The organism is Mesorhizobium kowhaii, from assembly GCF_003253745.1.
Lineage (GTDB): Bacteria > Pseudomonadota > Alphaproteobacteria > Rhizobiales > Rhizobiaceae > Mesorhizobium > Mesorhizobium kowhaii.
Genome location: NZ_MZXV01000037.1, coordinates 66,151 through 92,714, shown reverse-complemented (window position 1 = coordinate 92,714; position 26,564 = coordinate 66,151). Strand labels below are relative to the sequence as shown.

Here is a 26,564-nt window from a genome sequence, read left to right as displayed (position 1 = left end):
TAGCCCTGCTGTCGCCGAGGATCAGGTGGCGCTTGCCAGCCCGTTCCTGAAATGCCTCGTGCGGCTAATCCGTGCTCAGGACTCCTACGGAGCGTGGGAAGGCAAAGCGGACCCCGAGCTGCTGGCCTCCTTCATCATCAGTAAGGAACAGCGCCGTGCAATCCCGATCATCGGCGATCCCGATCCGGACGTGCTGTGGAGGCTCGACATGTTTTACAGCGCTGTTGGGCTTGCGATCGAGGAGCGCTGCGGGCTGATGGCATCGCCTATCATGGAGCTGAGCCATGAAGGCTTCGGGCGCGTGCTGTTCGCGTCCGGGCGCTTGGTGGCTCTGTCGAAGACCCTTCGCGATGTCCACCGGTTCGGCTTCGAGACGTACCGGAAACTCGCCGAGGCCGGTACGAAACTGGTCGACGACGCAATCGCTACCATCGAGACCTATCCCGAGGTGGCGCGTGCGTGATGAAGCAGGTTCGAGCAAGGGGGCCATGACAATCTTGAGCGAGCGCGATAGCCAGCCCACGGAAGCCGAGGCGGGCCAGGTCGATGAGGGGGCTCTTGGGGTAGCGCCGATGAAGCCACTCGTCCTGATCTGTTCGCAAGATGCGGAGTTCTATCTGAATTATAGCCACATTCTGGAGGCGGACATCTTCGCGAGTGAGCAGGCAGGCTGCGCGAAGGAAGCATTTGTATTGGCCGAACAACGGGAGTTCCACGCCGTCGTGCTGGACTGCGTGCCAGCAAGCGCGACGGGAGCCACAATCTGCGCCCGCCTCAAGGAGGAGCCGCGGACGGCCGACCTGCCCGTTATTGCCCTGATCGCGCGCGGCGCCGAGGACCAGCACCTCGATCTCCTGAAAGCTGGCATTGACGAGATCTTTGTGCGGCCGATCGACCCGGCCAAGCTCCTCGACTGTCTACGGGCGAGGCTGGCGCTGCCGAAGCGGGGCGCAAATGGTCTTGAAAACGGCGGCTGGCTCACCTGTGGCGGCCTCGAGATGAAGGTGGATGCCCGGCGGATTCGCGGCAATGGCCACGACATTCACCTCGGACTCATCGAGTTCAACGTGCTGCGCCTTATGATTGAAGCTCCCGGCACGGTCTTCAGCCGGGATGAGCTTATCCGCAGAGCCTGGCCCGACAACGTCCATGTCGGTCCACGCACCGTTGATGTCCATATCAGCCGGATAAGAAAAGCCCTGAAGTCAGCTTCGCCCGGCAGCGTCATTCGCACCGTGAGGTCGGCCGGCTACTCGCTCGAGAAGCGGGACGACTGAATCAAGTGCCGGGGTGGCACTCCCACTCTCGCGCTGTTCGATACGGGAAAACCGGTGCTTATTGTGCCGAACGGCCCTAAGGCGACCCTGTGGCCACGGCGCGTCCTGGTCGGTTGGGATTCGCGACCCGAGGCGTCCCGTGCGGTTCGGGAAGCGCTGGGTCTCTTATGCGCTGCTGAGGAAGTTCGTGTTGCCCTGGTCGATCCGAAGGCGAACTATAACGGGAATAGCGCGGAGCCTGGAGCCGACATCGCTGCCCATCTCACTCGGCACGGTGCTCGGGTGTCGATTGATCTGCTGCCAAGTGCAGGCAAGCCGGCGGCCACGGTGCTTGCGCAGCACGCAACCGACATTTCTGCCGACATGATAGTCATCGGCGCTTATGGCAGCCGTCGGCTGCGTGAGCGGCTCTTTGGCGGTGTGACGCGATGGATAGTTGAGAAGCCGACATTGCCGCTGTTTTTGGCGCGCTGACTGGTTCCGGAGTTGCACCCACGTTATTCGAAGCTTTACCCCTCCTGGGTGACCTATTCATATCATCGGGAGAGAAATCGCGGCGGCGCGAAGCCGCCCGCCCCGAAGCCGCTCGCCCGCTCAGCGCTATGAGGGAGCGCTCGCGAGCGGCTTCGCTAACGCTGCGCTGCAGCAGGTGCAGGGACGCGACCCCAGTGAAGGCATACTCCAGCGTGGCTTCGCCAATACCGTTTCGTTGGCACCTCAGCCGGTCGTCCAACTGAAGGCCGAACGCGCCGGTTCGCCAGTCAACTCCACCAACGATTGTCTAAATCCGCAACCCTAGGCGGTTCGCTCGGGCTCGCTTTTGAGCACGGTACATACGGGATCGCGAGCATGATGCCGCGGAATGGGAACGCACCCAGCTTGGGCACGAGGGCCCTGAGCCAACGCGCTTCGCGCCAATCGGCGTCGTCACGTCCGAGATTCAGCACCGGCTGCTCGGCGCTTTTACGCTCGCATGTGCGCCGGCACGCCGCTGGCATCGATGACTCATTTGCGAGGCTGCTCGTTCCACGAAAAAGCGCTAAGCGCGAGATTAATGGGCAACTTCCTCGGGACCGAAAAGAGCGTTAAACCGGGTTGCTAGATCAACCCAGGGTGCCTCGTCGCCGCTCTCTGAAGCTATTCGAACGACCGCCGCCAGATAATCGGTAAAAGCCTTCAGTCTTATGGCGCCTTGCTCTGAGAGGTAGTCAATGGCATCAAGCCGCTGGTGAACGGCAGCGAGCAAATGTTGCACCAAAAGCAGGGAGGATGGGCAAGGGCAATCGCTCTTACTCGCGAGGTGCCTGCACTCGCAGCAAAGCGGCGGAATGTCCTCTAACGCTAGGTCGCCGGAAAGACGTTGTATGAGATTGTCAGTGGCGTTCCACAAATTCGCTCGCATGCAGTACGGAGTGCAGCGTGACGCCATGTTGGGCGAGCAGCGCCGTAGCTCCCTCGTCACGGTCCACGAGGCAAGCAGCGTCACCCACAATGCCGCCGACGCGGCGAACCTCTTCAATCGCCTTCAATATCGAATTGCCGCTTGTGGCAACGTCGTCAACGATCAGGACCACTTTTCCCTCGAGATCTTCTTTAGGCCCAAGACCTTCAATCACGTCCCTTGTGCCATGGGACTTTGGAGCTTTGCGAACGAATATCGTGTTTATGGGTTTGTTCATCACCGAGCTGACAGCCGCCATCGATCCGATTACGGGGACCGCTCCCATTTCAAGGCCGCCGACGTACTCTGCTTTCACTTGCTCAGCTATTTTTAGGAACTCAAGAGCGGCAAGTTGCGCGCCTCGCGCCACCATCATGGTAGGCTTCATATTGAAATAGATGTCGCTCTCTATGCCCGACGAGAGCATGTAGCGTCCGAATCGAAAAGAGCGCTCACGGACAATCTCGCGGAGTTCGTCCTTGTCGTGTTGGCCGGAATCAACTGGTCTGAATTTCGCCAGTGCCGCCATAGATCAGACCTCGCCCCTAGGGAAAAAATTGGGTGCGGCATGCACCTAGTCACTACCGCTACGTGGCTTATGCAAGTGTTCGCGGGGTGTGTCAATTAATGTCAATACCGGTGCGACCGTTTCGCGCAGATTTTTCCATTATCGTGATTGGGTGCCTAAAGCGTGATCACGGGCTTCGCTACGGCTGGCCTTGGCTACTGGGCCGTCTCTTTGAGGGACACTGATTTTGGTGGCATTGAGTTCGCCGACACCGTGACATGGAGACTATCACGGGCGGAAAGTGCCTGGCAGAACTCGACAAGCGGCGCAACGTTCTGGACGCCGGCGTTGCTGACCAGGACATGGAGGCGCCCGAAGGTTTCGATCGTCTGCATCAGCCGCTTTCCACCTGCCCATCACGCTGGCAACCATTTCTTGTCAATCGATCGATCCCGGACGCCGTTGTTGGACTTCGCTGTGATCAAGATCCGCGGACTACTCTTGCTCCCTTGCGGGCGAACCGCGCTATCCCTTGCCGACCCCGCTCGCGGCTTGGTGATCAGCGCCACCTTGTCGAGAAGCTGACCACCGGCTCCGTCGGCGAGCTGGTTCGATAAGATCTCATTCTGAAAGTTCATGGATTCTTCCCTTCCGATAGCGAGGCTCGGCTTCCGCGAGGTAATCGTGGACGACCTTCCCGAGCGCGAGCGTGAGATCGGCGACGATGTGAACCGCCGAAACGACTTCCAGCACCGGCAGCTCGGCGACTGGGGCTAGCGCGTGTGACCAAAGGTTCAGGGCTGCCGGGCCGGTCCAGGCGCCCTGCAGATTGATTTCCTCCAAGTGGTATTCCACGAGTTCGCAGATGCGCGGCGTGCCGTCGACATGCGGGATGATTTTGAGGAGGAAGTTCGGTTCAGCGAGCGAGGTCCTCACCCTCGCGAGGTCGGCGGCTCGGTGCTTGTAGCCCATGGTACCCGTCGCGACGCGGACAGGCCCGTAGTCCAGCGTGCCAACAAGGGTATCCGTCTCCGTTCGGAGCGTTGGGCCAGCGAGCTTCTTGGGAAAGCCCCACAACTCGCGTCCGCCCGCTATCGGCGGATGGTCGTCGAGAAACATGCAGTGGGTGTAGCTCCCCCTGCGGCCACAGAAGGAGACAGGGATGACCTGTCCGCCTTCCGTGTAATCGCCGAAGCCCGTCGAGTCCGGCATGCGAATGAACTCGAATTTGACCAGAGGCTCGCACACCTGAAGCGGCTCCGGCACAAGGTCGCGCAGTTTCTGCGGATCGGTGCGATATGTGATGATCAGATACTCCCGGTTGCGGAAGCGATATGGGCCGGCCGGGAAGGCCGGGCTGGTCAGGGGCATGGCGAAAGCTCTTCCACGGACGGTATCTTGGTGCATGTTTGAAATTCCTTTGTGCTGGATCAAGTGGACTTAGATCGGTCTGCATGATGGCGGCGAGGCTATCCGGGGTGCTTGCCTCGTAAGGGATGCGTGGCGTAGTCGCGCGTAGCCAATTTTGCGCTGGGCAATTGCCTTGGGGCGCGCTCATTGGCGATGGTCGCGGACGCGGTTCCATGGCTCCGGTTGTGGTCGAGAGGCAACATTCGAGGTAAATTGATTTTGTTCCTCATTTTGAAGCGCTGCTTCCCGTCTGCCCTCGTGGTAGGAGGAGGTGGACTGGCGGCCAGCTCCGATTTGCTCCTCATGACGGGGTTTGCGGATTGACGCGCATGCGCCATGCCAAATGAGAAATCGTTCGAGGCCCGCAGGACAGACGGCCTCGGCGAGCCAGTCGAGCGAGAAGGTCTTCGCCTCACGCTGATCAGATACGAATTCCCGAGCACTGCGGTGATGTAGCAGGAAGGCCTGCGACGCCACCAAACCTCTATCGCGAAATATGGAGGTGACGCGGTGTCCCCAGTCTAGCGAAACAGCATACGCAGCATCCGGCAGCACGCACTCGACGGCCTGCCCTCATCGCCGGCTTCAGGAGAAAAGATCAGCTATGAGCCGGCAGGCAATCGCTGCACGCGGTGGTCAGGTCGTGTAGATCTTCCGCGCACACAGCCGGCGTCGAAATGATGCTAGATGATGAGCCGACGCCAACACTACCGCAGGGGAGACAGGCAAGTCTGTGGTCAAGCGTCTGACGATGAGTGATGCATGTCCAAAAGCTGACAGCGACAAAAAACATGTCTGGTCTAAGACAACCGTCAGCCTTGGGCGCGTGAGGTTTCTCGAAGCCTACTCATGCAGTTGCTGCGGCTAAGCGCGTTGGCACGGCCTTTGCTGGAGATGCGGCAATATTGAGTGGGGGCTGATCGCATGAGAACGCGCGAGACGATTGATGGTCTGCTACGACATCTCGGCGGCGCGCCCGCTCAACGGTCACGGCTACACCTTTGGCAATGGCTGACGCGCGACATTGCGGTTGCGCCGCCCTGCCGCGCTGGTGCGCCCAAAGTTCTTTGATGGGCCGCTCGGCAGATTGAGGAAGCCGGCTGTTGACTGCTGCCCAGGCGGAGATGGCTTGGTTCATTCGGAACGTCTTGACCGTCGGTGTCATGAAGCCAAAGACACCATGCTGGACGTTATGCATGATCAGACGAGTGGGAGTCACAACGAATGATTTTACCGGAACTGCGCTCTGCTATCCCAGCCGGCAGAGTTTTGGAGATAACGACGACCACAGGATGCATCGTGGGATGTTCATATTGTCCGCGGGACAAGTTCGCTGACCGGCAAAGAAAAGTATCTGATACGAAGCATCTTAGTCTTGGAGATTTCAAGCGCTGTCTGGCGCGCGTACCAACCTCCGTCGACATTAGTTTTGCCGGGTATTCTGAGCCATGGCTCAATCCGGATTGCACGGAAATGGTCGAGCACGCTTCCGCCAAAGGCCACTGCATCAGGATTTTCACGACGCTTGTGGGAATGAAGGGGCGGGATCTACAACGCTTGCAGGCGCTGCGGTTGGGGGTATTCGTGGTTCATGTTTTTGATGATGGCGCCTATATGAATAGCCGCCTTGTCGGAGACAAGTATCGCAATTTGGTTGGTCAACTCGTCGACGCCGACATCCCATCAATTCGGTTCGTGGTTTTGGGCGAGGCCCATCCCGATATCGCCAACATTATTCCTGCCGAAGCCCTAGTTCGCGCGCGACCGGTGAGCAGCAGGGGTGGAAGTGTAGATCCTAAGATTGTAGAACCACGGCAGCCAGTCGTCGGAGCGCTGATATGCGTGGACGAACGACAGTATCGGAATGTTCTCCTTCCAAACGGCGAGGTTACTCTCTGCTCCATGGATCATGAGCGGCGTCACGTACTCGGCAACCTTCTATGCGACGAATACGGCGATCTCTTTAAAAGCCCAGTTTTTTGCGAAATCGTCGATCGCATGAACGGAGCGGATGGTTTTCTGCTCTGTAGGATGTGTGAATTTGCCGATCCAAACGATCGGGTGCTGACTGGGTGCCGGTCGACCCCCTGAGAGAGGCGGGCCGACGATTGCTGCTTTGGACTGCAAATGCCCGGCGAAATCATTGCGTTCTTCGCATCACGCGAGCGTGATGCCGTACGCGCGGGAGTTGGCCTCGATCATTTACGAGGCGAGCTCATCGAAAGTGGTCGTCGGCTTCCAATCGAGCTTGATGGCCGCCTTGGAGGCATCACCGATCAGCAGGTCAAACTGGATTGGCCCGAAGGAACGTTTGTCTACTTGGATCAGCGCCTGGTTATTCCTGCGTTCGCGGCCCAACTCGCCAACACCCTCGCTTCCAAGAATATCTTCTTCCCGACCCGCCTGAAGACAGCCTCGACAAAGCTGCGGACCGAATGCGCCTCGCCAGTCGCGAGCACTGTCAGGCTCGTGGTGCTGCAGGATGGGGCACACGGCCTCGACATAGTTGTGTGGCCGTCATTAGCTGGATTCTGCGTCTCGAGTAATGTGAAGAAGTATCCGGATCTCGCCTCCATTTCCCGCAAGACGGGAGAGACCTCCTGGAGGCCCGGCTTCCGAAGGCGTCTTTTCAGATTCGCGCCGAGAGAAGGTGGCAAGAGCCGTTTTCCGCCCCACAGTCCATAAACGATGCGGAGCTGCTCTATAAGCTACCGGCTACCGGCAAGAGGACGGCGACGCGAAAATCGGCCGCCGGCGCAAGGTTTCCCCCTCAATGTCGGATACCCGACAGGATCACAAACCCGCTAACCATTGCTTTCATGATAATTTCCGTCTGGCACGTTCGATGCAGGGGATCTTCCGAACACATCAGCGGATGTCCTCCTATGGTCAGGCTCACGGAAAAATGCTGTCGCCGCACTCGAGACCGCGCCCTCGCGATCCCCAAGCCGGTCAAAGGTCGGCGCATCGTGGAGGTAGGCGACTGCGCCCGATTAAAACACAGAATAAGGTTGGAAAGCATCTCGCTGAAAGAGACGCGACTATGGAAGCGGGCGGAGATAAGTCGATCCCGCCCACGCCCCACAAGTCGCCGGCATGAGTGTCGATCTCATCACTATGCTGGGATCCATGGGCTCACAGCCGACCACACGAACGCGGGGACAAACCCTAGCAAATCCAGCGGCACCGAGATCGAGAATGCCCGCATGGAGCGTAAGCCCAGTGGCCGATATTCGCCTCGAACGTCGCCTAGTGGGGAAACACCTATAGGAGCAAGACAAGTGGAGCTCTCTTGCATTGGAGTGGGTGCTGGGCCGTCCAATTTGAGCCTTGCGTGTCAGATACACGAGCAAACTGGGCGAGGCGCACTGTTCTTGGATCGGCAAGTCGACTTCCGCTGGCACCCAGGCAGCGCATTCGATTCCTCGGAGCTCCAGGTCAGCCACTTCAAGGATTTGGTCACGCTGGTGAATCCGCGGTCAGCCTACACTTTCGTAAACTATCTGCACGAGAAGGGACGTCTGTACCACTTCTTGAATGCACAGTTCGAGGCAGTGCTCAGAGCTGAGTTCGAGCAATACCTGAACTGGGCCTTCCACAGGAACCCGCTTGTCCGCGGCGGCGAGACGGTCCGCGAAATCCGCTTTGACGGCGAGTTTCAGGTGCGGACGGATAACGCGGTTCTCGACGCCAGAAACGTCGTGGTCGGCATTGGCAAGCAGGCGCATATTCCGCCTCAGTTTCAGGGCTGGACAGGACGCAACCTGTTCCACTCATCGGATTTACTGAACATCCATCCTGAGGTGCACAACAAACAGGTCTGCGTGGTTGGCGGGGGACAGTCAGGAGCCGAGGTGCTGTTACACTTTGTCGGCCTGCCAAAAGAACGGCGGCCTGCCTCGATCACTTGGGTCTCGCAGCGCGAAAACTACCTGCCCATCGACAACAGCCCGTTCACGAACGAGTTGTTCATGCCCTGCTTTTCGGATCGTTTCGCGGCAATGAGCGAGTCGCAGCGCAAGCGGTTCCTGCGGCGCTTCATGCTTGCTTCGGACGGCATTTCGGAAAGCACGTTGCGCGCGATCTATCAGGCGCTATACCGCCACGCGTTTCTAGAGCCAAACCTATGCGAAATCACACTGCTGCCGGGCTGCACTGTTTCGCACTGCAACAACGCCGGCGCGGGCCACAGGCTGACCCTGCAGCACGGTATGAGGGAGGTCGAAGAAGTCACGGCCGACATCGTCATCCTGGCCACCGGTTACCAGAACGCGCTGCCAGGCTTCTTGGAACCCATGGCGGACCGGCTGGAAAAGATCGATAACGAATTGGTTATTCGCGAAGATTTTTCGGTGTGCTGGGACGGACCGCGTGACAGGCGCATCTTCGTACAAAACGCGACCCTCAGGCAGCGCGGGCTGGCTGATCCAAATCTAAGCCTGCTGGCCTGGCGAGCGCGCCGCATCCTCGACAGCCTTCTGGGGCGCCCGCCGCAGGCGAACCCCGAGCATCCCGGCTTCATCAGCGCTATTTCCATCGAGAGCTGGGCCGACTCGGTGGCCGAAGAGATGGGTAGCGGGATATGACTCGTCGATTACTGATCAGCGGCGGTAGCATCCAAGGAATGATGTCCGCCTTCGCATTAGCCGAGGCCGGAGCCTTCTCCGCAACCATGCCGACAGAACGGATCTTTGGACTCAGCGGCACATCGCATTATTCCGCGGGCGTGCACTTCCTCTACGCCCACCAAGACCTTCCCAGGTCGCTCACCCGAAAGAGCGCAGTGGCCTTGGCGACCATGTTTGAGTCGATCGTCAGCGGAGGGTTCCGGTTGACGCGTGTCCGGGCTGGACCGGGTGAGGTAAGCGAACCCCTGGACCCGGCTGAGCTTGACATGGGCAGTCTAGCGCCGAAATTCCGCGGACAACACCCGGTTTTGCAGCATCGGTGGAGCTCATGCTGCCGAAGTGCCCGCCCTGATCGCCCAACCCGAACGGGACCGTGTCGCAGAGATCCGCGTGACGCACGGCTTGCGCTGCGTCAGGCGGCGCGAAAGGTTTCCTACCGAGCAGCCGCATCATCAATAGCATGCTCGGCCGTGACCACCGTGCAGACGTACCGGATCCACAGATGTGTACCAGCCTGGACGATCTCTCCAGGAGGGACAACAAAGCCCTGCAATACACCCGAGCGGAGCGCGCTTAGCGCCGTCGTACACATGCCGTGAAGTACCGTGTGCGTGGACCCCACAACCTGACCAGCGCCCGGCTGCCCTAACCGGAATGTTCGACCAACCAGTCTTTCCAACAGGAGACTTCGCATGTTGACCGATGCACAAAGAGAAAAGTGGCAGAAAGACGGATACGTCAGGCTCGAAAGATTCTTCGATCCCGCGGCTATGGGACGTATTTCCAGCTTTGTTGAAGACGTATCACGCTGGGAGGTAAGCGATGATAAATGGCTCATGTGGTTCGAGAGGACGACGGACAATCGAAAGATCATCTCCAAGGCCGAGAATTTTCTCGACTTCCATGATCCATTGCGTCATTTGCTCCTAGAAGATCAGCGCATAACCTCTGCGGTCGAGGATTTGCTTGGCGAAGAGTCGCGCAGACTCAAGGAGTTGCTGATTTTCCACTATCCCGACAGCGGCGGCTATCGCCCGCATCAGGATATTTACCACATTCCACACAAACTGCCTGACCGGATGGTCCATGCGGTCGTTGCAATTGGCATTGACGACTCCGACCCGGACAACGGTGGGCTTTTCTTCAGCCCCGGCAACCACAAGAAGGGGGTATTTCCCATGGATGGCGGTGGGGTGATCGATCCTGAAGTCGCCGAAATGTTTTCTTGGGAACCCGTAGTATGGAAGTCTGGCGACATTTTCATCTTCGACGATTACGCACCGCATTACTCACTACCGAACAAAAGCAATCGTTCGCGGCGGACACTCTACTTGGTGTTCCAGCGTGCTTCAACCGGTGGACCGACCCGCGCTGAATATAACGTGCTTAAGCGCGCCCTCAATCCTCCCGAAGGCAAAGTGGCCAATCTCGACAAACTCAAGCCCCCAAATGGAATTTTTTATCGCGATTGAGCTCACGCAGCCAAGCGAGGCATGCAAACGAAACTGATCGACCGCTCAAAAAATGCGGAAGAGTATGGTGTTTGATTTGCGGGCTAGTAGAGCACCGCCCGCAGCAGTTGCGACGCTTCGGCACGTCGATTGTGGGGGTGGTCGCCGGGCGGCTTCTGTGACGCCTGAAGCCCTACTGGGGCGCCCGTCGTCGCCCGTCTGGAGGCCAGAGCCGGATTATTCTGGCGGACTCGCCAACGGATCGAGCTACCGTCTCTCTTCGCAACTTGCAGGCTGTTTGCGTTGGCAGCCGAAGATACCGCTGCTTTAACAGCTGAGGTTCGTCATGCGCAAATCCACGTTTTCTCGAACGGAGTTGTCGCGGGCGTTCGGCATCGACATGGCCACGCTCGGAACGGGAAGCGCTGGCACGGGTTTTTCATTCGGAAAGGTTGGGCCGGGCGTTACATCCGAGCCCCATCGGCACGACGAAAGCGAGGCCTTCGTAGTCCTGGCTGGCGCGGGCAAGGTCACGACCGACCTTGAGGAAATCTCGGTCAAAGCCGGCGACGTCGTTTTGTTCGATCCTTTTGAAGCGCATGTGCTGCGCAACGATGGGGACGAAGATCTAGATTTCGTCGATGTCTATTGGCGTAATGGCAAAGCCGCCCTCGATGCCGCTGCGAAGGTCGCGACTCCGCGCCGGCCGATCTTCGTCTTTTCCACGCCGCCGACGCCTAACGGCGACCTACATTTAGGGCATCTTTCTGGCCCTTATCTTGGCGCCGATGTCTACACACGTTTCCTGCGCATGAAAGGGGCCGAGGCCTATCACCTGACTGGAAGCGACGATTACCAGAGCTACGTCGCCACGCGTGCCGATGCCGATGAATCGACGCCTGCAAAGGTGGCGCGCCACTACGCGGATGAGATTCGCACCACGCTTGCACTCCTCGACTGCGAGGTCCACAGCTTCCTACCTACATTGGGCGACGATGCTTATGCAGAGTTTCAAGCTGCGTGTTTCCGTAGCCTTCTGAGCAGCACGGCGGTGGATCCGCGCGAAAGCCCTGCACTATTCGAAGCTGTGACAGGCGACTACCTTTACGAACCGGATGTAAGCGGCCTCTGCCCCGATTGCGGTGGCTCCGCTGGCGGAAACATCTGCGAAGAATGCGGCGCGCCTAACCTATGCCATGACCTGGGCGCAGTCCGGTCGCGGCACTCGGCCGAGGCGCCGGTTTTCGGCTCCGTGCGTCGTGCCGAACTGGCGCTAGAACGGTGCTACGTCAATATCGACCGGCATTTAAGGGCGTCGGGCGCCCCCGTTCGGATCATGGACCTCTTTGCGCGTCTACGCCAACGCGGCGACTTATCCCTGCCCATTACTCACCCCTCGGATTGGGGCCTGCTGGCCGAAGGGTTCCCTGGGCAGGTGATCTGGGTATGGCCGGAGATGGCGTTTGGTTTTCTTTACAAGATCCAGGCGCTAGCTCGCTTGCTTGGTCGCGACTGGAACGCGGCGACGCCCAGCAATGACTGGCAGATTGTCCATTTCTTCGGCTTCGACAATTCCTTCTACCACGCGCTACTCTACCCCGCTGTTTATGCCGAGGTGTTCTCCAACTGGACGCCGCGCATCCGGTATCATGTGAACGAGTTCTATCTGCTCGACGGCCAGAAGTTTTCGACCAGCCGCGGCCATGCGGTCTGGGGCAAGGAGGTACTGGGGCAAAAGACGGTCGACGCCGTGCGTCTTCATTTGGGCCTGACACGCCCGGAAGGTGAGCGGACGAACTTCACGTTGGACGCGCTACGCCGCACCGAGAACGAGCTGTTCCAAGGCATTTGGCTGAATTGGCTTGATGCACTGCACGGGGAAATCAAGCAGGACTTTGGCGGCTGCGTGCCCGACGCAGGCGACTGGGCTCCCGCCGATCGCGCTTTCTTTGCTCGAATAGAAATCCATCGCGCGGCCATGGAACGCGCCTATTCGGACGATGGTTTCTCGGTCCGGCGCGCGGCCGCGCAGGCCTGCGATTTTGTACGCGATTGCGTGATCTACCGTCAGACGCAAGACTATGCAGCGGCGCGACGTCTCTATCCTGCCCGCACCCGGACTTCGCTCGCGCTTCAGGCTACCGCCGCTACGATTCTGGCGCAGACACTCGCACCGCTGATGCCCCGATTTGCCAGCACGCTGGCGCGAGGCATCGATGGCGTCTCAACCGAAACATGGCCCACGTCCGTCCGGCGCCTTGCGCCGGGGACGATCTTTGATCTCACACCCGTGCTCGGGTTTTACGCCAGATCCGACAATCCTATTCTCAATGACCAGCAAGCCGTATGAGCGATCCCAATCTCGACGAGATCTGCGCGGCAATCAAAGCCGATGATGCCAACATCTTACTCGCTGCCACTGGTGCGCGAAGGCCGCTACCAAGTAATAGAGACCAGACTGGCCGACCGAAACAAGCGCATCCTAGACGAGTCGCCGTCGAGGATCGCTCGACCGACAGCTTTCCAGCGCTTGCTGTTTGATGCGGGAAATGCCGCGTCGGCTCGACTGTGCTGAGCAACCTCTTGGGCATTGCGGCATTGCCGTCCTTTACCAGCCGGTCAAGACCGTCAAATGCGAGTCGCTGGGTCAGCGTGGCGCGATGGATCGTGCCCAATCGCGCGACAACGCCTCTCGTCCACTGCAGAGGAAATGACTGGCCCCTATTTGCTAGCCGAATGTCTGTTCGACCAGGCGAGCGCCTAGTGGCGGCTGGCTCTCCTGCGACTACTACATTGCGCTCGACGGCTATCAAACCGGCTCATTGCATGTCTGACCACCGGCACCTGCTTCTTGCGAGCCGCGCACCTCTCGCTTCCTAACCATACAGGTCGAAAGCTTGAAAGCTTAACTTTGCAATTCCTGCGAGGCGGTGTCGTCATGGATACCTTGGCTTCGACTTGCGCGGTCCCATCTCAGGGATACTCCCTGTGGCTTCGGCACGTCCAGTTTCGCAGGCGTCCTAAGCCGGTCGTCCCAACCAAGGGCCGAACTCGCCAGCCAGCCTACACCCCCACCAATGCCCGATCCTCAATTGCCTGGTCGGCCGCCCCAGGGCGGTTCGCTCGATGCATGAGGCGCCGGGCAGGGAAGCGTGATGGGCATCAAAGTGGCGCAACCACCAGGCTGTGTCGGCCCTTCAAATGCGGGTGGTTGTCGATCCGGGTGTCGGGCTGTGTTCGTGGGGGCATGGCCGTTTTCCGAGTCGAATGCCGCCCCTTGGTAGGCAGCAGTGATGGGACGCCCATCGCGGAAGCGATAAGCCTTTTACGTCCTGCCCCCGCGTTCTGCGCGATGTCGCGTTCCACGTGTGGGAGCGTGAAATCCACGATCTCCTCGATGGCGACAGCGTATGGACAAGAACCCTGGGCGCATCAAATCAGTCGGGCTTTACCCCTCGCGACGACGACGGCGGCATGCGCTTCACATACCAGGAGCAGACGCGAATGCCCGAGCAGCCCGGTGGTGTACCAGGAGCCAGCAACCCTTCCGTCACAAAACACGGGAGATGCATGCGGCATTCCGGCACCTTGCGAAACAGCATACGCAGCATCGGCGGCTCGCACTCGACGCGCTGGGCCTCATCGAGACGGCTCGATGAGAAAAGATCAGCCATGAGCCGGCAGGCAGTCGCTGCGCGCGGGAGCCAGTATTGGAGATCGCCCGCGCACTTTCGGGTGGCGCCGAAGTGCTGCTACTCGGCGAGCCGATACCAATCGCCGAAGGCAAGACAGCCAAACGGTTCTTTGTCCTCAAGCGTCCGACGCCTGAGTGATGCGTGTCCAAAAGCCGACAGCCGCAGAAAAAAATGTCGGGTTCAAAACTACCGGCCGTCTTAGGCTTGTGAGGTTTTTCGATGCCAAATCACGCATTTACCGCACGCTAAGCGCGCTGGCACGGCCTTTGCTGATTGAAATGCGGCAATACCGAGTGAGGGCTGACCGCATGCGAATGCGCGAGACGATTTATGGTCTTCTAACTGACGTGTTCCGTTTCTGAGAGAAGAACCAGCTCGCGCATAAACGTCAGGAAAGGTGTGGGAATGGATTTGAAGAACAATATGGTGTTGCGTAGTGAGTCACCGGCTCCTCCGATCAAAGTCGACGACTGGCTGCGTTGTGAGCCCCTCACGAGCTTTGAGCCCGGCAAGGTGTACCTCGTAGAATTTTGGGCGACTTGGTGCGGACCCTGTGTGGCGGCGATGCCCCATCTGATGCAGTTGCAGGAGAAATATCAAGACAGCGGATTTGAGGTCGTCGGAGTCGCAGCTAGCGAAGAGGGCCCGACCGCTGAAGGAGGCACGGGCCATCTTGGATGCTTGGCTGACCGAGAGGTTCCCGAATCTGAATTATCGGATCGCGTTCGACTACGCAGGCGAAATGAACGGACTATGGATGAAAGCCAGTTCTTCTCTCGGCATTCCCACCTCGTTCGTGGTCGACCGCGATGGCCACATCGCTTTCTCCTCAACGGCAGCTGGCGAGGCTCCGATGAAGCGAAAGCCGCCGATCTAGAGCGGATCGCTAGCAACCAACGTACAACGCGCGAACTATCGCTGAGCGAGCCGATATACGCCAACCTTCGGCCGGCGATGCAGGCCGAGGACTGGACGGGGCACTCTCGGTCATCGAAGAAGGCCTCGACTTGATGGCCGATAACATAGGGTTCCGGGAAACTCATGACAAGCTACGCGACACTCAGACCGGCTCGCCAGCCATGCGCCAGCTAGTTGAGGACGCCAAAAAGTTCGAGGCCGTCTCTTGGATGGTCATCGCCCTGAATCAACTCTTCGATCCGGCGATGGACAATTCTCATCTCCCCCGTGCGGAGCGCTTTGCGATTGGCGACAAGCTCTCGGAACAGATCCTGAGCCTGAATCCCCCGCAAGGCGACGGACCCCTTAAATTCCGTTGGTACGTCCCGGTCGTTCAATATCACTATGAGAGCGGTAACAAAGATCGCGCGATCGAGTTGATCGAGGTGGCGCTGAAATCTCTGGGCCGGAGACGATGCCCGACCACATCAAACAGTACTACCTTACCCCATTGCTCCAAGCTCTGGCCAACTACACGGGTGAGAACGCCTGTTACGTGGATCTTGTGTGGTTCCAAGACAAGGCTTCTGGAGATCAAAGCGCAATCGCCTGATGAGCAAAGATCGCAAAGGGATCACAAGTGGAATGGAGCCTGGTCAATTCGCCAGTTTTCTGCGGCGTGCCCGCTGTAAGTATGTCCATGCAGCACAGGGTGGGATCGTTCGCTGCAGGTCAAGGCTTGAGCCTTAGTAACCTTCAACCGAATCGCCGCGGGCACGATGTTCGACGCGACCTTGGCCCGTCGTGGAAGACGTCACATTCCAGGACTTGGTCAAGGTCGGCCAAAAGGACGGCATTTACGTGGAAACGACCGGGCCAAGCCGGACGTCGGCTGCGCAAGCGGGCCCGCCGTCCGCGTACCCGAAAGCAGAAATCGTCTTTCGATGACAAGCACTGAAATTGAGGAAAACGAAATGTCTCACACCGCGCCTGGCCCTGCCGTCAAGAAGGACGGCGAGGCCCTTGCCCGTCCGTTCGGCAATACCTCGTGCCGCGGGCCGTTGCCCAGGACTTCCATGACTCGTGCCAAGGGAAATCAGACACCGAGCTGCTGGCCTACTGCATCATCTCGAAGGAACTCCGCCGGCAGACCCGATCATTGGCGATCCGGATCCGGACGTGCTGTGGAGGCTCCATTCCTTTTATACCGCAGTGGGGGTTCCGATCGAAGAGCGCTCTGGCGTGATGACATCGCCACTAAAGTGAAATCCGCTCGGGGCTTCGGGCGTACGGACAGTTCCCGTTTTGTCGAGATGTTCACCGGTTCGGCTTCGAGACTTTCCGGAAACTCGCCCATGCCGGTACGAAACTAGTCGACGATGCGACTGCAGCTATTGCCTGTCCCAACGCGGCGCGGGCGTGAAGAAACCGGTTATCGAGGAAGGATCATGTCAAACCTGGATGAGATGGTGAAGAAAGTCCGAAAGCTTCAACTGCGCGCGGCAATTGCTAAGACGAATTTGCGCGACCTTGTCGAGGGTCTCCCAAACAAATGGACTGAGATAGAGGAAGTCGCCGAGAAAGCGCACGCCGTTTATGCCGAGTTGCATAGTGCCAGAAGAGAGCTCGCCAAAATGAGGACTTTACGATGAGGAGCACATTCATCACCCGCGACGGCTCCATTTGGTTGCCGGAATATCTGGCCGCTATAGATGAGAAGGTCTGTATCGGCTGCGGCCGCTGTTTCAAGGTTTGCTCACGAGAGGTCATGCATCTTCACGGCGTGGATGACGCGGGTGAAATCCTCGGCATCTGCGACGGGGAGGACGAGGATTTCGACGGCGAGCTCAATCGCATGATCATGGTCGTGGATCATGCCGGCCGCTGCATTGGCTGCGGAGCCTGCGGCCGCGTCTGCCCAAAGAACTGCCAGACGCATGTTGCGGCCGACCAGATCGCAGCATGAGCAGCATGAATGACCAGACAGGAGAACGGCGTGAACTTCATGATTTTTGGTCGGCTCCTAGCGCTGGTTTTGACCGCCACCGCTGTGACCGTTTATTTCGCTTCGCAGTCGATCCGTCTTGCCGTCGTCACGACGCTGGCCTGCTTGCTGCTGCTCCAGATGGTCTATTTCGGCAGCGTAGTCTTTCTCGTCTGGCGGTCCAGCTGTGCTTGTCGAGCAGAGGTAAGGGTAAGCCAACGCAGTTGGAAACCAGCCGCCATAAGAGGACGAGTTGAGGAATGAATGTTTGAGATGTGCCTCAGCTCGTTCTGATGGCGGTGTGTCGACGCTCTGTTGAGCGTAGTGGCCGACCGGGAACTCACGTTTCACGCCACTTTGGACCAACAACGGGCATCGATCTGACAGGTCAAGAATATAAGGGGGCTTGAACTGGCCAGAGGTGGCCACTTCCTCGGTGAAGCCGTTGGTTCGCAGGCACACAGGAGGCGCCGCACCACGCCGGCATGCGGGTCGATCGACCGAGGTGCTGGCGACGATGACGAGTCACTTCTACAACATCTCGAAACACAGCCGGCTTCAGCAAGACCGCCCATGCCCTGGGCGGTGCTGTCCAGCTCGATCACCTCTGCGGGAGAAAAACATGCTGGAAAAGTTCGAACGCTATCCGCTCACCTTTGGCCCAACGCCGATCGAGAAGCTCGACCGCCTCGGCAAACATCTGGGCGGCAAGGTAGAGATCTACGCCAAACGCGAGGACTGCAACTCAGGTCTCGCGTTCGGTGGAAACAAGCTGCGCAAGCTCGAATACATCGTTCCCGGTGCGATCGCGTCAGATGCCGATACGCTGGTCACCGTCGGGGGCGTGCAGTCCAACCACACCCGGATGGTCGCAGCGGTCGCGGCCAAGATCGGCATGAAATGTCTTCTGGTTCAAGAGAGCTGGGTTCCACATGACGATGTCGTCTACGACCGGGTCGGCAACATTCTTTTGAGCCGCATCTTGGGCGCAGAGGTGCGCCTGGTCGACGAGGGCTTTGACATCGGTATCCGCTACAGTTGGGAAGAAGCGCTCCATGATGTCAAGGCAAGGGGCGGCAGACCTTATGCGATACCGGCTGGGGCCTCTGTCCACAAATACGGTGGCCTTGGCTATGTGGGGTTCGCCGAGGAGGTGCGCGCTCAGGAGAAACAGCTTGGTCTTGCCTTCGATTACATCGTTGTTTGCACTGTGACAGGTTCAACGCATGCCGGAATGATCGTCGGGTTCGCTGAGGACGGTCGACAACGCAACGTCGTCGGTATCGATGCATCCGCCACTCCAGCAAAGACCAAGGCTCAGGTGCTTAGCATTGCCCAACGTACAGCCATGCTCGTCGAGCTCGGAACGGAACTTGTCGAGGCTGACGTGGTGTTGCTCGAGGACTACGCGTACCCGCGTTATGGCATTCCATCCGAGGAAACCAAGGAGGCGATCCGTCTGTGCGCGCGGCTCGAGGGTATGATTACCGATCCAGTCTATGAGGGCAAATCGATGCAAGGGATGATCGACCTCGTCCAGAAGGGCTTCTTTCCAGAGGGGTCGAGGGTCCTCTACGCCCATCTGGGTGGCGCGCCCGCAATCAACGGTTATGGCTATACCTTCCGCAACGGCTGACGCGCGATTGCTCGCGTTGCGCCGCCCTGCGGTGCCGGACGCCTCCACAACGTCGGTCAGCGCTGAGCGGGAAAGGCCGCAGCCAATTTCGCGGACGTCGATGATCTGGTAAATAACGTCAGCACCGTTCCGCGCAGAGCGCGCAAGAATCCCAATTCCTTCCTGTGCGGTGGCCGTATCGAAAGACACGAGGCCGGCCAGTTCGTGCTCAACTGCAATTCTGCGACCAAAGGAAGGGAATCCAATCCGCCGGAGCAGATGACATGCTCCACTGTCAGATTGTGCACTCCGCGACAAAGTGCTGTTCGGTTTATCTCCTGAGTATCTTACCCCAGCCCATTGCAATCTGAAGAAAAGCTTTGCGCCCAAGTTGGCACGACTCTTGAACCTCCCTCTACAGGTGGAGAAGAGCTACGACTCAGATTCCCCTTGACTACGCAGTTGAGATGCTGGGCTGGAGCAAGCTTGCACCCAATGAGAGCGCAACTGAAGGAGAGATCATGGAACTCCTTGCGGCCGAGTTAAGCCTATTCCTCGACACGACTGATGATGTCGTTGAATCCGAACAGTTGTTCGAATTGTTGTCTGCGTTTGCGCTGAATTTCGATTGCCCGTGGATCGCCTATGGCCCGCTTGCATCAGAACAAAGGGTTTTGAAGCCGGCCCGACCGGACTCTGCGGTGATGTGGAATTACCCTGATGAATGGCAGGAGCGCTACTTGAAAATGGGTTATGCCAAAATAGACCCGCTCATCAAGAAAGGTCGAAAGGGGGTAGGGGCCTTCCGATGGAGTGAAGTTTACGCCGACGAAAGCACAACTGAAAATGAACGCCGCGTCCTGGATGAGGCGGCGACGTTCGGCTTGAGGAGAGGCATTACCGTCCCATTACATGGCCCCGCTGACAGCTTCACGTTTATGAGTTTTGCTCAATCCTCGGACAGCGAATTGCAAAATAGAGCGATCACTTATCTGCAAATTGCCGCGGTACAGTTTAATCTGAGGGTTTCGAAGCTTGGAACTCCGATGCCATCGGAGCACGCGTATAAGCTCTCTCATAAAGAAATTGAGTGCATTCATTGGGTATCGAGAGGAAAAACGTCAGGGGAAATAGGGACGATATTGGGACGGTCCCGAAACACCGTAGATTTCCATGTGAAAAACGTAATGCGGAAGTTGGATGCCACCAACAGAATGGTAGCTGCTTTCAAAGCTTTGAAACTTGGGATTATCGAACCGTAAGAAAGAAATTCGTCGAGCTCGGTGCGCGGCCTAATTTTGCCGTTGAGGCGCTCGAGTGTATTGGTGGCGTGGAGCTTGGTGTGGTGCTCTCTTGGAGAAAGTAATATCGGCAAGCACGTCGGGCTCGACATCATCCGTAATTGTCGCCCCCCTTCGGCACCTTCGGCAGGATCTGTCGGCGTCGGCGCACCAATTGACGCTTGCGGCCCTCGGTTTCGGTGAAGACGGCCCGGCTTTTGGAATTGCTGTCCATCTCCATGGCCATGGCTTGTCATCAACCGAACGGGGCGAGAGACAATTAAATCTAGGGCTCGTGGATGACGGCGATCAGCGCCTTGTCGGCGTGGACGCGATCTAGGGAAATTCGGAGCTTATTCCTGAGCTTGGGATGCGCAGTTCGACGGTGCCGGCGCGTCGCACTGTCGCGTAGCTTCGGGCCTCGCCATACGCGGCGCCATCACTCGCTCGGCGGGAAAGCCCTTCATGTCCCGCAAGAGACCGGAATCCACAGTCCTCTCCAAGAGAGTGCGCCTAGGTTCGTCATGTTACCGATCATCGATAGTTTCTTTAAAATCAGGTTGGTATTCCGCAACCCGAGCTTTGCCGGGGAACATCGATGACCGCCGCAAAGCCGCTCGCTCGCTGCGGCACTGTTCAGGGCGCTCGCGAGCGTCTTCGCGACCGCCGCGCTACACAGCCTGTGGTGACGCGCTCCAGCGGATCGCACGACTCCTATGATTGGTCAGCCGAATGCTCGCATGACTCACGCGTCAGCCGCCTGCGCTTTGTCCTCCAGGCGCTCGACGCCCGCTCGCAATGCCTCGCACCGTGAAATCGCAGCGGCCTTGTTGGGCCAGTAATGCGCCCATGCCTATTGCACGATCACGGCTACCTTCGCGATTGCATCCGCCGCGCCATCGGGCGCGGTCACATCCTCATGGATCGTAGATATCGAGATTTCCTCGCTTGAAGATGATTGCAAGGCTTACCTCGGGACCCTCAGCGCGTGAATAGTTCCTTGTATCCGGTCGTAACCATCCAATTCGCCCGACCGAGATGGCTGCGAACCGCCTTTTGGGCGCGGTCAGGTTCTTGCACCGGATCAATGCCGAGGACGAGCAGCGCCATCTCGTCTTCGCTCGCATCGTCGGCGGACGCGTCCAGGAGCCTCATGTAGATCGTGAAATGTTCGTTGTCGTAAGCGGTCAGGCTTTCCGACCACGGGACTTCGTCTTGAATTTTGGGTTTCATCGGGACCCTTGTACCGGTTCGGGGTTTGTCGTCGTCGATTGGCAAGACATCGCCTTGTTGTCTCAACATAGCGATTAGGAATTATCGTTCCTAGAACGAAAGTTCCGGTTCTGGCCCTACTTCGCCATGGATCTCAAGGAGATCATGGCGATCAACATGCGTCGCTTGCGCCATGATCAGGACCTGACGCAGGAAGAATTGGCTGACCGCGCAGAGCTGAGCATGCGCTATGTGGGCTCGATCGAGCGTGCTCGGGTTTCCGCAAGCGTTAGTGTGCTGGGCCGGCTGGCAAAAGCATTTAACGTTAATCCTTGTGAGCTTATTACGCGCCACGGCAGCAAAGGGGATCCGGCCCATCTCGGATTGCCGAAACCACGCCAACGCCGCTTGTCGGAACAGGTGATAGCGACGCGCAAGAAGAAGGGCCTCACCTAGGCCAAGATTGCTGAAGCGCTTGCATTTGGACCGAAATGAATTCGGTCATGTCCGGATAGCCGCGGAAGGTCCCTGCCGGGCCGGAAGCGCGAAACGTGTCCAGCCATCACAGTCAGAGCCGTGGTCCTCTTGGCGCGCATCCGCAGCTCTGGTGGCATTCCATTCGTCGCTTGGATGACTGTCATTCCAACAATCAATTTTACCGACCTAACCAGATCCCATTAGAGGATCCTGAAATAGAGCGCCTGGGTATGCCGCGCGATCTCGAATCCGCGTGCCCCGGCGTCATACAACTCATCTTCGCTCAATGCCGAGATCTTGATCTGGGGACCATGAACCGCGACCGCGCCAAGGATTTCACACGCTTTCGCGGCCGCATCCCTCTCGGCTTCCGCGAGGCCGCTCTCCGAACTGGAAGGCTACCTTCTCGCCCGCCTGGGCGCGGTGGGGACGGTGCTCCCTGGCTCCAAGGCTGCCTTCTGGCGAGTTTTTGCTGCAAGTTCGTCCGGGCGTGAACCGAAGACGGCAAGGGCATCAGCTTTAACCCCCTTCCACCACGGGTCTCCTGTGCTCGACAGCCTTGCCACATCCTCCGGAGTGAGCCCCGCCACCGAAGGATTGAAGCCAAGCTCCTCACCGTGGATCCGCAGCGCCTCACGGATTTGTTGGAGCGCGCTTTCCAGCTCCTCGGACGATGAAACCACAGCGATGTCGAGATCGCTGGCCGGGTGGTCCTCGCCCCTCGCCACGCTGCCGTAAATCCAGGCCCGCGAGTACGTTCGGCCGAACCGCGGAGACCGCGTCAGCGATTACGCCGCGAATGTTGGAATACCGAAGCCCCTCCTGCTCAAAGAGGGCTTCCAGTTGTGTCGCCAGTGGATGTCTATCGTTGAACCGATAGAGGCAAACCCTGCCCGTCCGCTCTGAAGATACGATGCCGATCCCTTCCAAGGTTCCGAGAGCAGACCACACGCTTGCCCTCGCGAGCCCGCTACGAACTGCAAGCAGTGGAGAAGAAAGCAAGCCGCCATGCCTCGACAGCTCCCGAAGCAGCCTGACGTTTGCGTCGGTGCCGAGAATGATGGTCAGCGGATAGCGCAAGGCTGTCATCGTGCCATGAGTCGGGTTTCTCCCGGGACTGACTGACAGCACGGTCAGCGTCGGATATCAAAGCGTATGCTTTATTATCTAAACGAACGTTTTTGTTGTCTTGGCATAACTGTCGCGTAGCCATCTCGCTCTCGGTGAACAGCGTCTCGGATGCCCCGCGTCGCCGACGATCCGCGGCGGAACGCTCTGGGTCAAAACCCAATCACTCGGTGGACATTTTGGCTATCGTATCCTTTGCGATCGCGGCAATTTGGGTCGGCACGGGGCGCGCCATGTGCTCCGACTCTCAGGGGCTGTCCCGGTCGGCGCAAGACCCATCGCTCAGCGGCGAATCAAGCCATCGGCTTTCGGAAAGACCGGCGACGCTTCGTCTCAACGACTATTTCGGTCGGGCTGTCGGCCGTTCTCTTCGGTTTCGGCTTGGGTGGCGCTTCAGGCTCTGCCCTTGGCTCAGGCGTGTGCTGCTCTTGCTTGTCCTTGCGGGCGCACAGCAAAGCCTTGGCGGTCGCCGCGTCCGCATCCGATACCTCGCCGGCCGGCTTGCCGTCGAGATCAACCCGCGCGGCGCCTGCATCCAGTCTCGCCACGTATCTGGCCATTCTGGTATAGGCGCGCAGGGCTCTCCTCAATTCATCATCAGACAGTTCGCCATCAAGCGCGCGAATATCATGATGGATGCCGATCTTGAGCGGCCTGGGGGCTTTCGGATTGAACGCTGAAGGCCACTTTGCCGATAGATGGCGGAAAAGCTGTGCGGAGGATTTCCCTCGGCTAGCGGTCGACATGATCAAGCCTCGCCCGATTTGGTTTCGTTCCCAATTCTGCCCTTCGTAGCGCGCATATATGCAATGATTATGGGCGTCTGAGAAAAAATGGGCATTCATCCCGCAAGGGCAAAGCAGCAGGTCCTGGCTCCTCCAGATCGAGTACCGTTGCCCGGATTTCGAGATCCATGAGATGTCGCTCCCCAACCTCTCGCGACTTCTGGGGAACGGAATCGATCAACCGGACGACGACATCGCGAACGCGAGAGAACTGTGGGCCGGGCGCTTTCCAGCCCGGCATTCCCGGCTCCTCAACGCACAACCACTGGCTGGCGACTTCTCGAACATGGACAGCGGCCTGAAGCCGGTCCTCGACGGCAAGACGCCGATCGGATCGCTACACCCGGCCGACAACGCCGGTCTCCGCATTGTCCGGGCCATCTCGGTCGCCGCACTGCTGGAAGGCATGCCTGAACTCAAAGATTTCACCATTCTCCCCATGCCGGGCGGCCAGCTCATACTACCGGGCGACCGTCTTAGACGGAGCGCAATCCGGCGACGTGAAGGCGCGGCGCAGGATCGAAATCAGGGGCAGGCCAAGGGCGAAAGCAATGAACTCGCCGTACAATTCTCCTGGCTAGCTGGCCAAGCCATTCAGCTGATGGTTTATGTCTTCGCGAGGTCTATCGCACGGTCATGGTGGTTACCTATCCACGCGGTCGAGCCGTCCAGCGGGTCCATCAAGCCGCGTAGGTGGTTTTTGAATTGTTCCGTCTGCCGTCGCAATTCGGCATATCGGGCCAATTCTTTGGCCGTTCGCTCACGTGGCGGTTTCCCCTCCTGCGCTTTTAGCTTTGCGGCCTTTTGGCGTCTGATTGCTGCAGCCTCTTCCTCTGAAGTGACCGGATGCGGGGTGGTGTCGAAATCAAACTATCACGGGTCTGCCGTCTGACGCTTCGGAAACGAGATCCAAAGTTGCTGAGTAGGATTCGGCCTCGCTCTGACGTGTCAACGTGATCACTGGAAGAATTGAGTCTTTCACCTGATCGGCACAGCGGGAGTAGGCCATGAATTCGAATGGCCTGGTGCTGAAGCAAGGAAAGTATGTATCGGCCGTCATTCAATCCCCCAAGATTTGGATATTCGAATCAGAAATACCCCATGTCGCCAGAGCCTATACCGTCTGGTGCAGCCTGCAAAAGTATAGAATTCAGATCAAAGCGAAGCTTCGCTGCATGCAGGGCGGTTGGCGATTGTTCCAAGCATGAATTATGGCATCTCCTGCGAGGGGTCGAAATGGGTTTCTGAGGTGCGACTGCTACCCCGACTGCGGGGCGGGTCGACTGATTTCGGGCGAGAGACTCTCCAAAACTTCCTCAACCGCCGGAATGCCCTGGTCACTGCACCATGCGGCCAGCGGCAGCATCGTCCGCGGTGGCTGTTGATGGCTCAATCGCCGTTGTGGACGGCGGGTTGCCCGCATCCGTTTGAAACGAATAGTCACCTTTTACCTTGACGACCTCGGTCCGCCAGCTTCCTGCGCTCATCCGTCAGATAGACGGAGCCCTTGAAATACCCGCTGAAGCCGTAGTTTGCGTGCCCGCCGGCCGCAACGAGGCGTCCGAGGTCAGTTCTGGGCTGGATCACCAGACAATGGAATCGCATGGCCTCCTGTCAGCAGGAAACATCCGGGAGGCGTCTCAGCGTTCGTTTGGAAAGTCACGGGTGAGCGGTTCTTCCAAATGTCTCAGGACGGCGCGTTCGGCAGAGGCGGCTTGGTTATATTCGCCCGTTCCAGAAGTTCGTCAGCCGATTTTGCGGTGCTGGCGAACTCGAGCAAGCAGCTCAGTTGCCCGAGGCGCAACTCCTCTGAGACAAGAATAGGCCTCAACTCCTTGTTCGCAGTGGGGAACCAGCCCGCTGCCGGGACTTGTTTGGGGGTAGCAGCGGGCTGTTGGGTGTGGGCACCCAAGGAGCACCGAAGGGCTGAATCAGTTTCGCCGCTCCCCGTCAGCCCAGACAAGGAGCAGGTCCGCGACTTACGGATTTGTAGGAAATACCTCAAAGCGTGGTCTTTTCCGGAGTCGGTTTGATTCAGCGCAAGGACGTTGGGGGCAGCTGCGGGCAGGATGACGGCCGGGATGTAGCGCTTTCGCTGCCGTCCTGAAGGAGGGGTCATGAAAAGCATCGAGAAGGGCAGCGCTCGGGCTCGCTGCCGCAATATTGATGGTCGGCACTGCCGGCGCGGCCCAGGCCGCTGCGCTTGTCGAGGTGACGCTGTGGGACAAGGGGGCGAGCGTGCAAATGCCGATGGGGCTCGCCTATGCGACGCCGGGCATTGATCTCGCCAAGGCAACTATGGGCATCAGGGCTTCCCCGGGTCCGGTGAAGGCGGGCGAGGTTACCTTCAATGTGAGAAATGACTCCAAGGACACCGTTCACGAAATGATCGTGATGTACCTTGCCGATCCCAGCAAGCCGCTTCCAACGTTGAGGCCGAGAACCGTACCGATGAAGACAAAGCTGGCGAAAAAGGCGAAGTTTCGGAGCTTGATCCCGGCAAATCGGGCACATTAACCGTCGAACTGAAGGCTGGAAAATACCTGCTTATCTGCAACGTGCCAGGTCACTATGGAGCCGGCATGTGGACTGAATTCACCGTCAATCCCCAGGGAATGATGTGGCCGCTACTGACGGTTCGGCTGGCCGGTGGCGCGTTCACTTCTCTAAGGCATGACCCCGGCCACCCAGCGTGGTGCACACTACGGGACCTTAGCGAACCAATTGGGACCCCCCGCGTTGTTCTCGCTCATTTAATTCTACAAAATCGGTAGTC

The 26,564-nt window shown here is 58.6% G+C and carries 30 protein-coding genes and 2 pseudogenes; 24 read left to right on the top strand and 8 right to left on the bottom strand.

Translation table 11 applies throughout. The annotated features are described in order from the left end of the window. From B5V02_RS18520 to B5V02_RS18510, 3 genes are all read left to right on the top strand, one after another. Positions 1 to 463, top strand: a 463-nt coding sequence (locus B5V02_RS18520) for a NifX-associated nitrogen fixation protein (protein ID WP_111545592.1), incomplete at its 5' end; no start/stop codon positions are given. Between the two features lie 25 nt (positions 464 to 488). Next, on the top strand, positions 489 to 1,277 hold the full coding sequence (locus B5V02_RS18515) for a response regulator transcription factor (protein ID WP_111545591.1): 789 nt from the start codon (positions 489 to 491) through the stop codon (positions 1,275 to 1,277). 54 nt (positions 1,278 to 1,331) lie between these two features. Then, on the top strand, positions 1,332 to 1,751 hold the full coding sequence (locus tag B5V02_RS18510; protein WP_342633867.1) for a universal stress protein: 420 nt from the start codon (positions 1,332 to 1,334) through the stop codon (positions 1,749 to 1,751). An 899-nt stretch (positions 1,752 to 2,650) separates the two neighbouring features. Here B5V02_RS18510 and pyrE read toward each other — a convergent pair. The 4 genes from pyrE to B5V02_RS18485 all read right to left on the bottom strand — a co-directional run bounded on the left by pyrE (position 2,651) and on the right by B5V02_RS18485 (position 4,633). Beyond that, the gene (gene pyrE, locus B5V02_RS18500) at positions 2,651 to 3,247 is read right to left on the bottom strand and encodes an orotate phosphoribosyltransferase (protein ID WP_111545579.1); all 597 of its coding nucleotides are present in this window, start codon (positions 3,245 to 3,247) and stop codon (positions 2,651 to 2,653) included. Between the two features lie 194 nt (positions 3,248 to 3,441). Continuing rightward, positions 3,442 to 3,621: a hypothetical protein gene (locus tag B5V02_RS41120; protein ID WP_208647103.1), complete on the bottom strand. Its 180-nt coding sequence runs from the start codon at positions 3,619 to 3,621 to the stop codon at positions 3,442 to 3,444. A gap of 21 nt (positions 3,622 to 3,642) precedes the next feature. Beyond that, a complete protein-coding gene (locus B5V02_RS18490) occupies positions 3,643 to 3,864 on the bottom strand; it encodes a hypothetical protein (protein ID WP_111545578.1) in 222 nt (73 codons plus the stop codon). Then, positions 3,848 to 4,633, bottom strand: coding sequence for an acetoacetate decarboxylase (locus tag B5V02_RS18485; RefSeq protein WP_111545577.1), 786 nt, complete (start codon positions 4,631 to 4,633; stop codon positions 3,848 to 3,850). The genes B5V02_RS18490 and B5V02_RS18485 overlap by 17 nt, the downstream gene beginning before the upstream one ends. Positions 4,634 to 5,860: 1,227 nt before the next feature. On the opposite strand from B5V02_RS18485, the gene B5V02_RS18480 reads away from it, so the two are divergent. From B5V02_RS18480 to B5V02_RS18420, 15 genes and pseudogenes are all read left to right on the top strand, one after another. Next, positions 5,861 to 6,727, top strand: coding sequence for a radical SAM/SPASM domain-containing protein (locus B5V02_RS18480; protein ID WP_167458551.1), 867 nt, complete (start codon positions 5,861 to 5,863; stop codon positions 6,725 to 6,727). A gap of 36 nt (positions 6,728 to 6,763) precedes the next feature. After that, positions 6,764 to 7,321 carry a hypothetical protein gene (locus B5V02_RS41655; RefSeq protein ID WP_245445985.1) on the top strand — a complete coding sequence of 186 codons (558 nt, stop codon included), beginning with the start codon at positions 6,764 to 6,766 and terminating at the stop codon, positions 7,319 to 7,321. Between the two features lie 596 nt (positions 7,322 to 7,917). After that, the gene (locus B5V02_RS18470) at positions 7,918 to 9,222 is read left to right on the top strand and encodes a lysine N(6)-hydroxylase/L-ornithine N(5)-oxygenase family protein (RefSeq protein ID WP_111545574.1); all 1,305 of its coding nucleotides are present in this window, start codon (positions 7,918 to 7,920) and stop codon (positions 9,220 to 9,222) included. A gap of 734 nt (positions 9,223 to 9,956) precedes the next feature. Next, on the top strand, positions 9,957 to 10,736 hold the full coding sequence (locus tag B5V02_RS18465; RefSeq protein WP_111545573.1) for a phytanoyl-CoA dioxygenase family protein: 780 nt from the start codon (positions 9,957 to 9,959) through the stop codon (positions 10,734 to 10,736). Positions 10,737 to 11,061: 325 nt separating this feature from the next. Continuing rightward, positions 11,062 to 13,065 (top strand): class I tRNA ligase family protein, encoded by a 2,004-nt coding sequence (locus B5V02_RS18460; protein ID WP_111545572.1) that lies wholly within the window; start codon positions 11,062 to 11,064, stop codon positions 13,063 to 13,065. A 1,360-nt stretch (positions 13,066 to 14,425) separates the two neighbouring features. Continuing rightward, on the top strand, positions 14,426 to 14,548 hold the full coding sequence (locus tag B5V02_RS42275; protein WP_281004947.1) for a hypothetical protein: 123 nt from the start codon (positions 14,426 to 14,428) through the stop codon (positions 14,546 to 14,548). Positions 14,549 to 14,815: 267 nt separating this feature from the next. Next, positions 14,816 to 14,998: pseudogene (locus B5V02_RS42485) on the top strand (TlpA disulfide reductase family protein); the annotation flags it as partial. A gap of 85 nt (positions 14,999 to 15,083) precedes the next feature. After that, positions 15,084 to 15,287: a thioredoxin domain-containing protein gene (locus B5V02_RS42480; RefSeq protein ID WP_342633869.1), complete on the top strand. Its 204-nt coding sequence runs from the start codon at positions 15,084 to 15,086 to the stop codon at positions 15,285 to 15,287. A gap of 130 nt (positions 15,288 to 15,417) precedes the next feature. Then, the gene (locus tag B5V02_RS42475) at positions 15,418 to 15,999 is read left to right on the top strand and encodes a hypothetical protein (protein WP_342633866.1); all 582 of its coding nucleotides are present in this window, start codon (positions 15,418 to 15,420) and stop codon (positions 15,997 to 15,999) included. Between the two features lie 282 nt (positions 16,000 to 16,281). After that, positions 16,282 to 16,730, top strand: a pseudogene (locus tag B5V02_RS42695) (DUF269 domain-containing protein). A 25-nt stretch (positions 16,731 to 16,755) separates the two neighbouring features. Further along, entirely contained in the window at positions 16,756 to 16,959 is a 204-nt protein-coding gene (locus B5V02_RS18440; protein ID WP_111545570.1) for a CCE_0567 family metalloprotein, read from the top strand. Then, the gene (gene fdxB, locus B5V02_RS18435; protein ID WP_111545569.1) at positions 16,956 to 17,273 is read left to right on the top strand and encodes a ferredoxin III, nif-specific; all 318 of its coding nucleotides are present in this window, start codon (positions 16,956 to 16,958) and stop codon (positions 17,271 to 17,273) included. Before B5V02_RS18440 ends, fdxB begins: the two co-directional genes overlap by 4 nt. Positions 17,274 to 17,312: 39 nt before the next feature. After that, on the top strand, positions 17,313 to 17,555 hold the full coding sequence (locus B5V02_RS18430) for an exopolysaccharide production repressor protein (protein WP_245445991.1): 243 nt from the start codon (positions 17,313 to 17,315) through the stop codon (positions 17,553 to 17,555). Between the two features lie 358 nt (positions 17,556 to 17,913). After that, positions 17,914 to 18,927: a 1-aminocyclopropane-1-carboxylate deaminase gene (locus B5V02_RS18425; protein ID WP_111545568.1), complete on the top strand. Its 1,014-nt coding sequence runs from the start codon at positions 17,914 to 17,916 to the stop codon at positions 18,925 to 18,927. Positions 18,928 to 19,427: 500 nt separating this feature from the next. Continuing rightward, a complete protein-coding gene (locus B5V02_RS18420) occupies positions 19,428 to 20,168 on the top strand; it encodes a LuxR family transcriptional regulator (protein ID WP_111545589.1) in 741 nt (246 codons plus the stop codon). A gap of 130 nt (positions 20,169 to 20,298) precedes the next feature. On the opposite strand, the gene B5V02_RS42270 is transcribed toward B5V02_RS18420, so the two are convergent. Beyond that, positions 20,299 to 20,433, bottom strand: a complete 135-nt coding sequence (locus B5V02_RS42270; protein WP_281004946.1) for a hypothetical protein — start codon at positions 20,431 to 20,433, stop codon at positions 20,299 to 20,301. A gap of 351 nt (positions 20,434 to 20,784) precedes the next feature. On the opposite strand from B5V02_RS42270, the gene B5V02_RS40120 reads away from it, so the two are divergent. Further along, a complete protein-coding gene (locus B5V02_RS40120) occupies positions 20,785 to 21,000 on the top strand; it encodes a hypothetical protein (RefSeq protein ID WP_146606086.1) in 216 nt (71 codons plus the stop codon). 167 nt (positions 21,001 to 21,167) lie between these two features. Here the strand turns inward: B5V02_RS40120 and B5V02_RS18415 are convergent, their stop codons facing one another. Then, entirely contained in the window at positions 21,168 to 21,419 is a 252-nt protein-coding gene (locus tag B5V02_RS18415) for a DNA -binding domain-containing protein (protein ID WP_111545588.1), read from the bottom strand. A gap of 126 nt (positions 21,420 to 21,545) precedes the next feature. Between B5V02_RS18415 and B5V02_RS41640 the strand changes: the two genes are divergently transcribed. After that, positions 21,546 to 21,854: a helix-turn-helix domain-containing protein gene (locus B5V02_RS41640; protein ID WP_245445984.1), complete on the top strand. Its 309-nt coding sequence runs from the start codon at positions 21,546 to 21,548 to the stop codon at positions 21,852 to 21,854. Between the two features lie 419 nt (positions 21,855 to 22,273). Here the strand turns inward: B5V02_RS41640 and B5V02_RS18405 are convergent, their stop codons facing one another. Beyond that, positions 22,274 to 22,615: a nucleotidyltransferase domain-containing protein gene (locus tag B5V02_RS18405; RefSeq protein ID WP_281004950.1), complete on the bottom strand. Its 342-nt coding sequence runs from the start codon at positions 22,613 to 22,615 to the stop codon at positions 22,274 to 22,276. 681 nt (positions 22,616 to 23,296) lie between these two features. Then, positions 23,297 to 23,848, bottom strand: a complete 552-nt coding sequence (locus B5V02_RS18400) for a ProQ/FINO family protein (protein WP_245445983.1) — start codon at positions 23,846 to 23,848, stop codon at positions 23,297 to 23,299. Between the two features lie 73 nt (positions 23,849 to 23,921). On the opposite strand from B5V02_RS18400, the gene B5V02_RS18395 reads away from it, so the two are divergent. The 4 genes from B5V02_RS18395 (at position 23,922) to B5V02_RS41630 (ending at position 26,562) form a co-directional block, all read left to right on the top strand. Next, entirely contained in the window at positions 23,922 to 24,680 is a 759-nt protein-coding gene (locus tag B5V02_RS18395) for a hypothetical protein (protein ID WP_111545566.1), read from the top strand. A gap of 115 nt (positions 24,681 to 24,795) precedes the next feature. Further along, entirely contained in the window at positions 24,796 to 24,996 is a 201-nt protein-coding gene (locus B5V02_RS40635) for a hypothetical protein (protein WP_167458543.1), read from the top strand. Between the two features lie 958 nt (positions 24,997 to 25,954). After that, positions 25,955 to 26,305 carry a hypothetical protein gene (locus B5V02_RS41635; RefSeq protein ID WP_245445981.1) on the top strand — a complete coding sequence of 117 codons (351 nt, stop codon included), beginning with the start codon at positions 25,955 to 25,957 and terminating at the stop codon, positions 26,303 to 26,305. A gap of 8 nt (positions 26,306 to 26,313) precedes the next feature. Further along, a complete protein-coding gene (locus B5V02_RS41630) occupies positions 26,314 to 26,562 on the top strand; it encodes a sulfocyanin-like copper-binding protein (protein WP_342633868.1) in 249 nt (82 codons plus the stop codon). Positions 26,563 to 26,564: the final 2 nt, after the last annotated feature.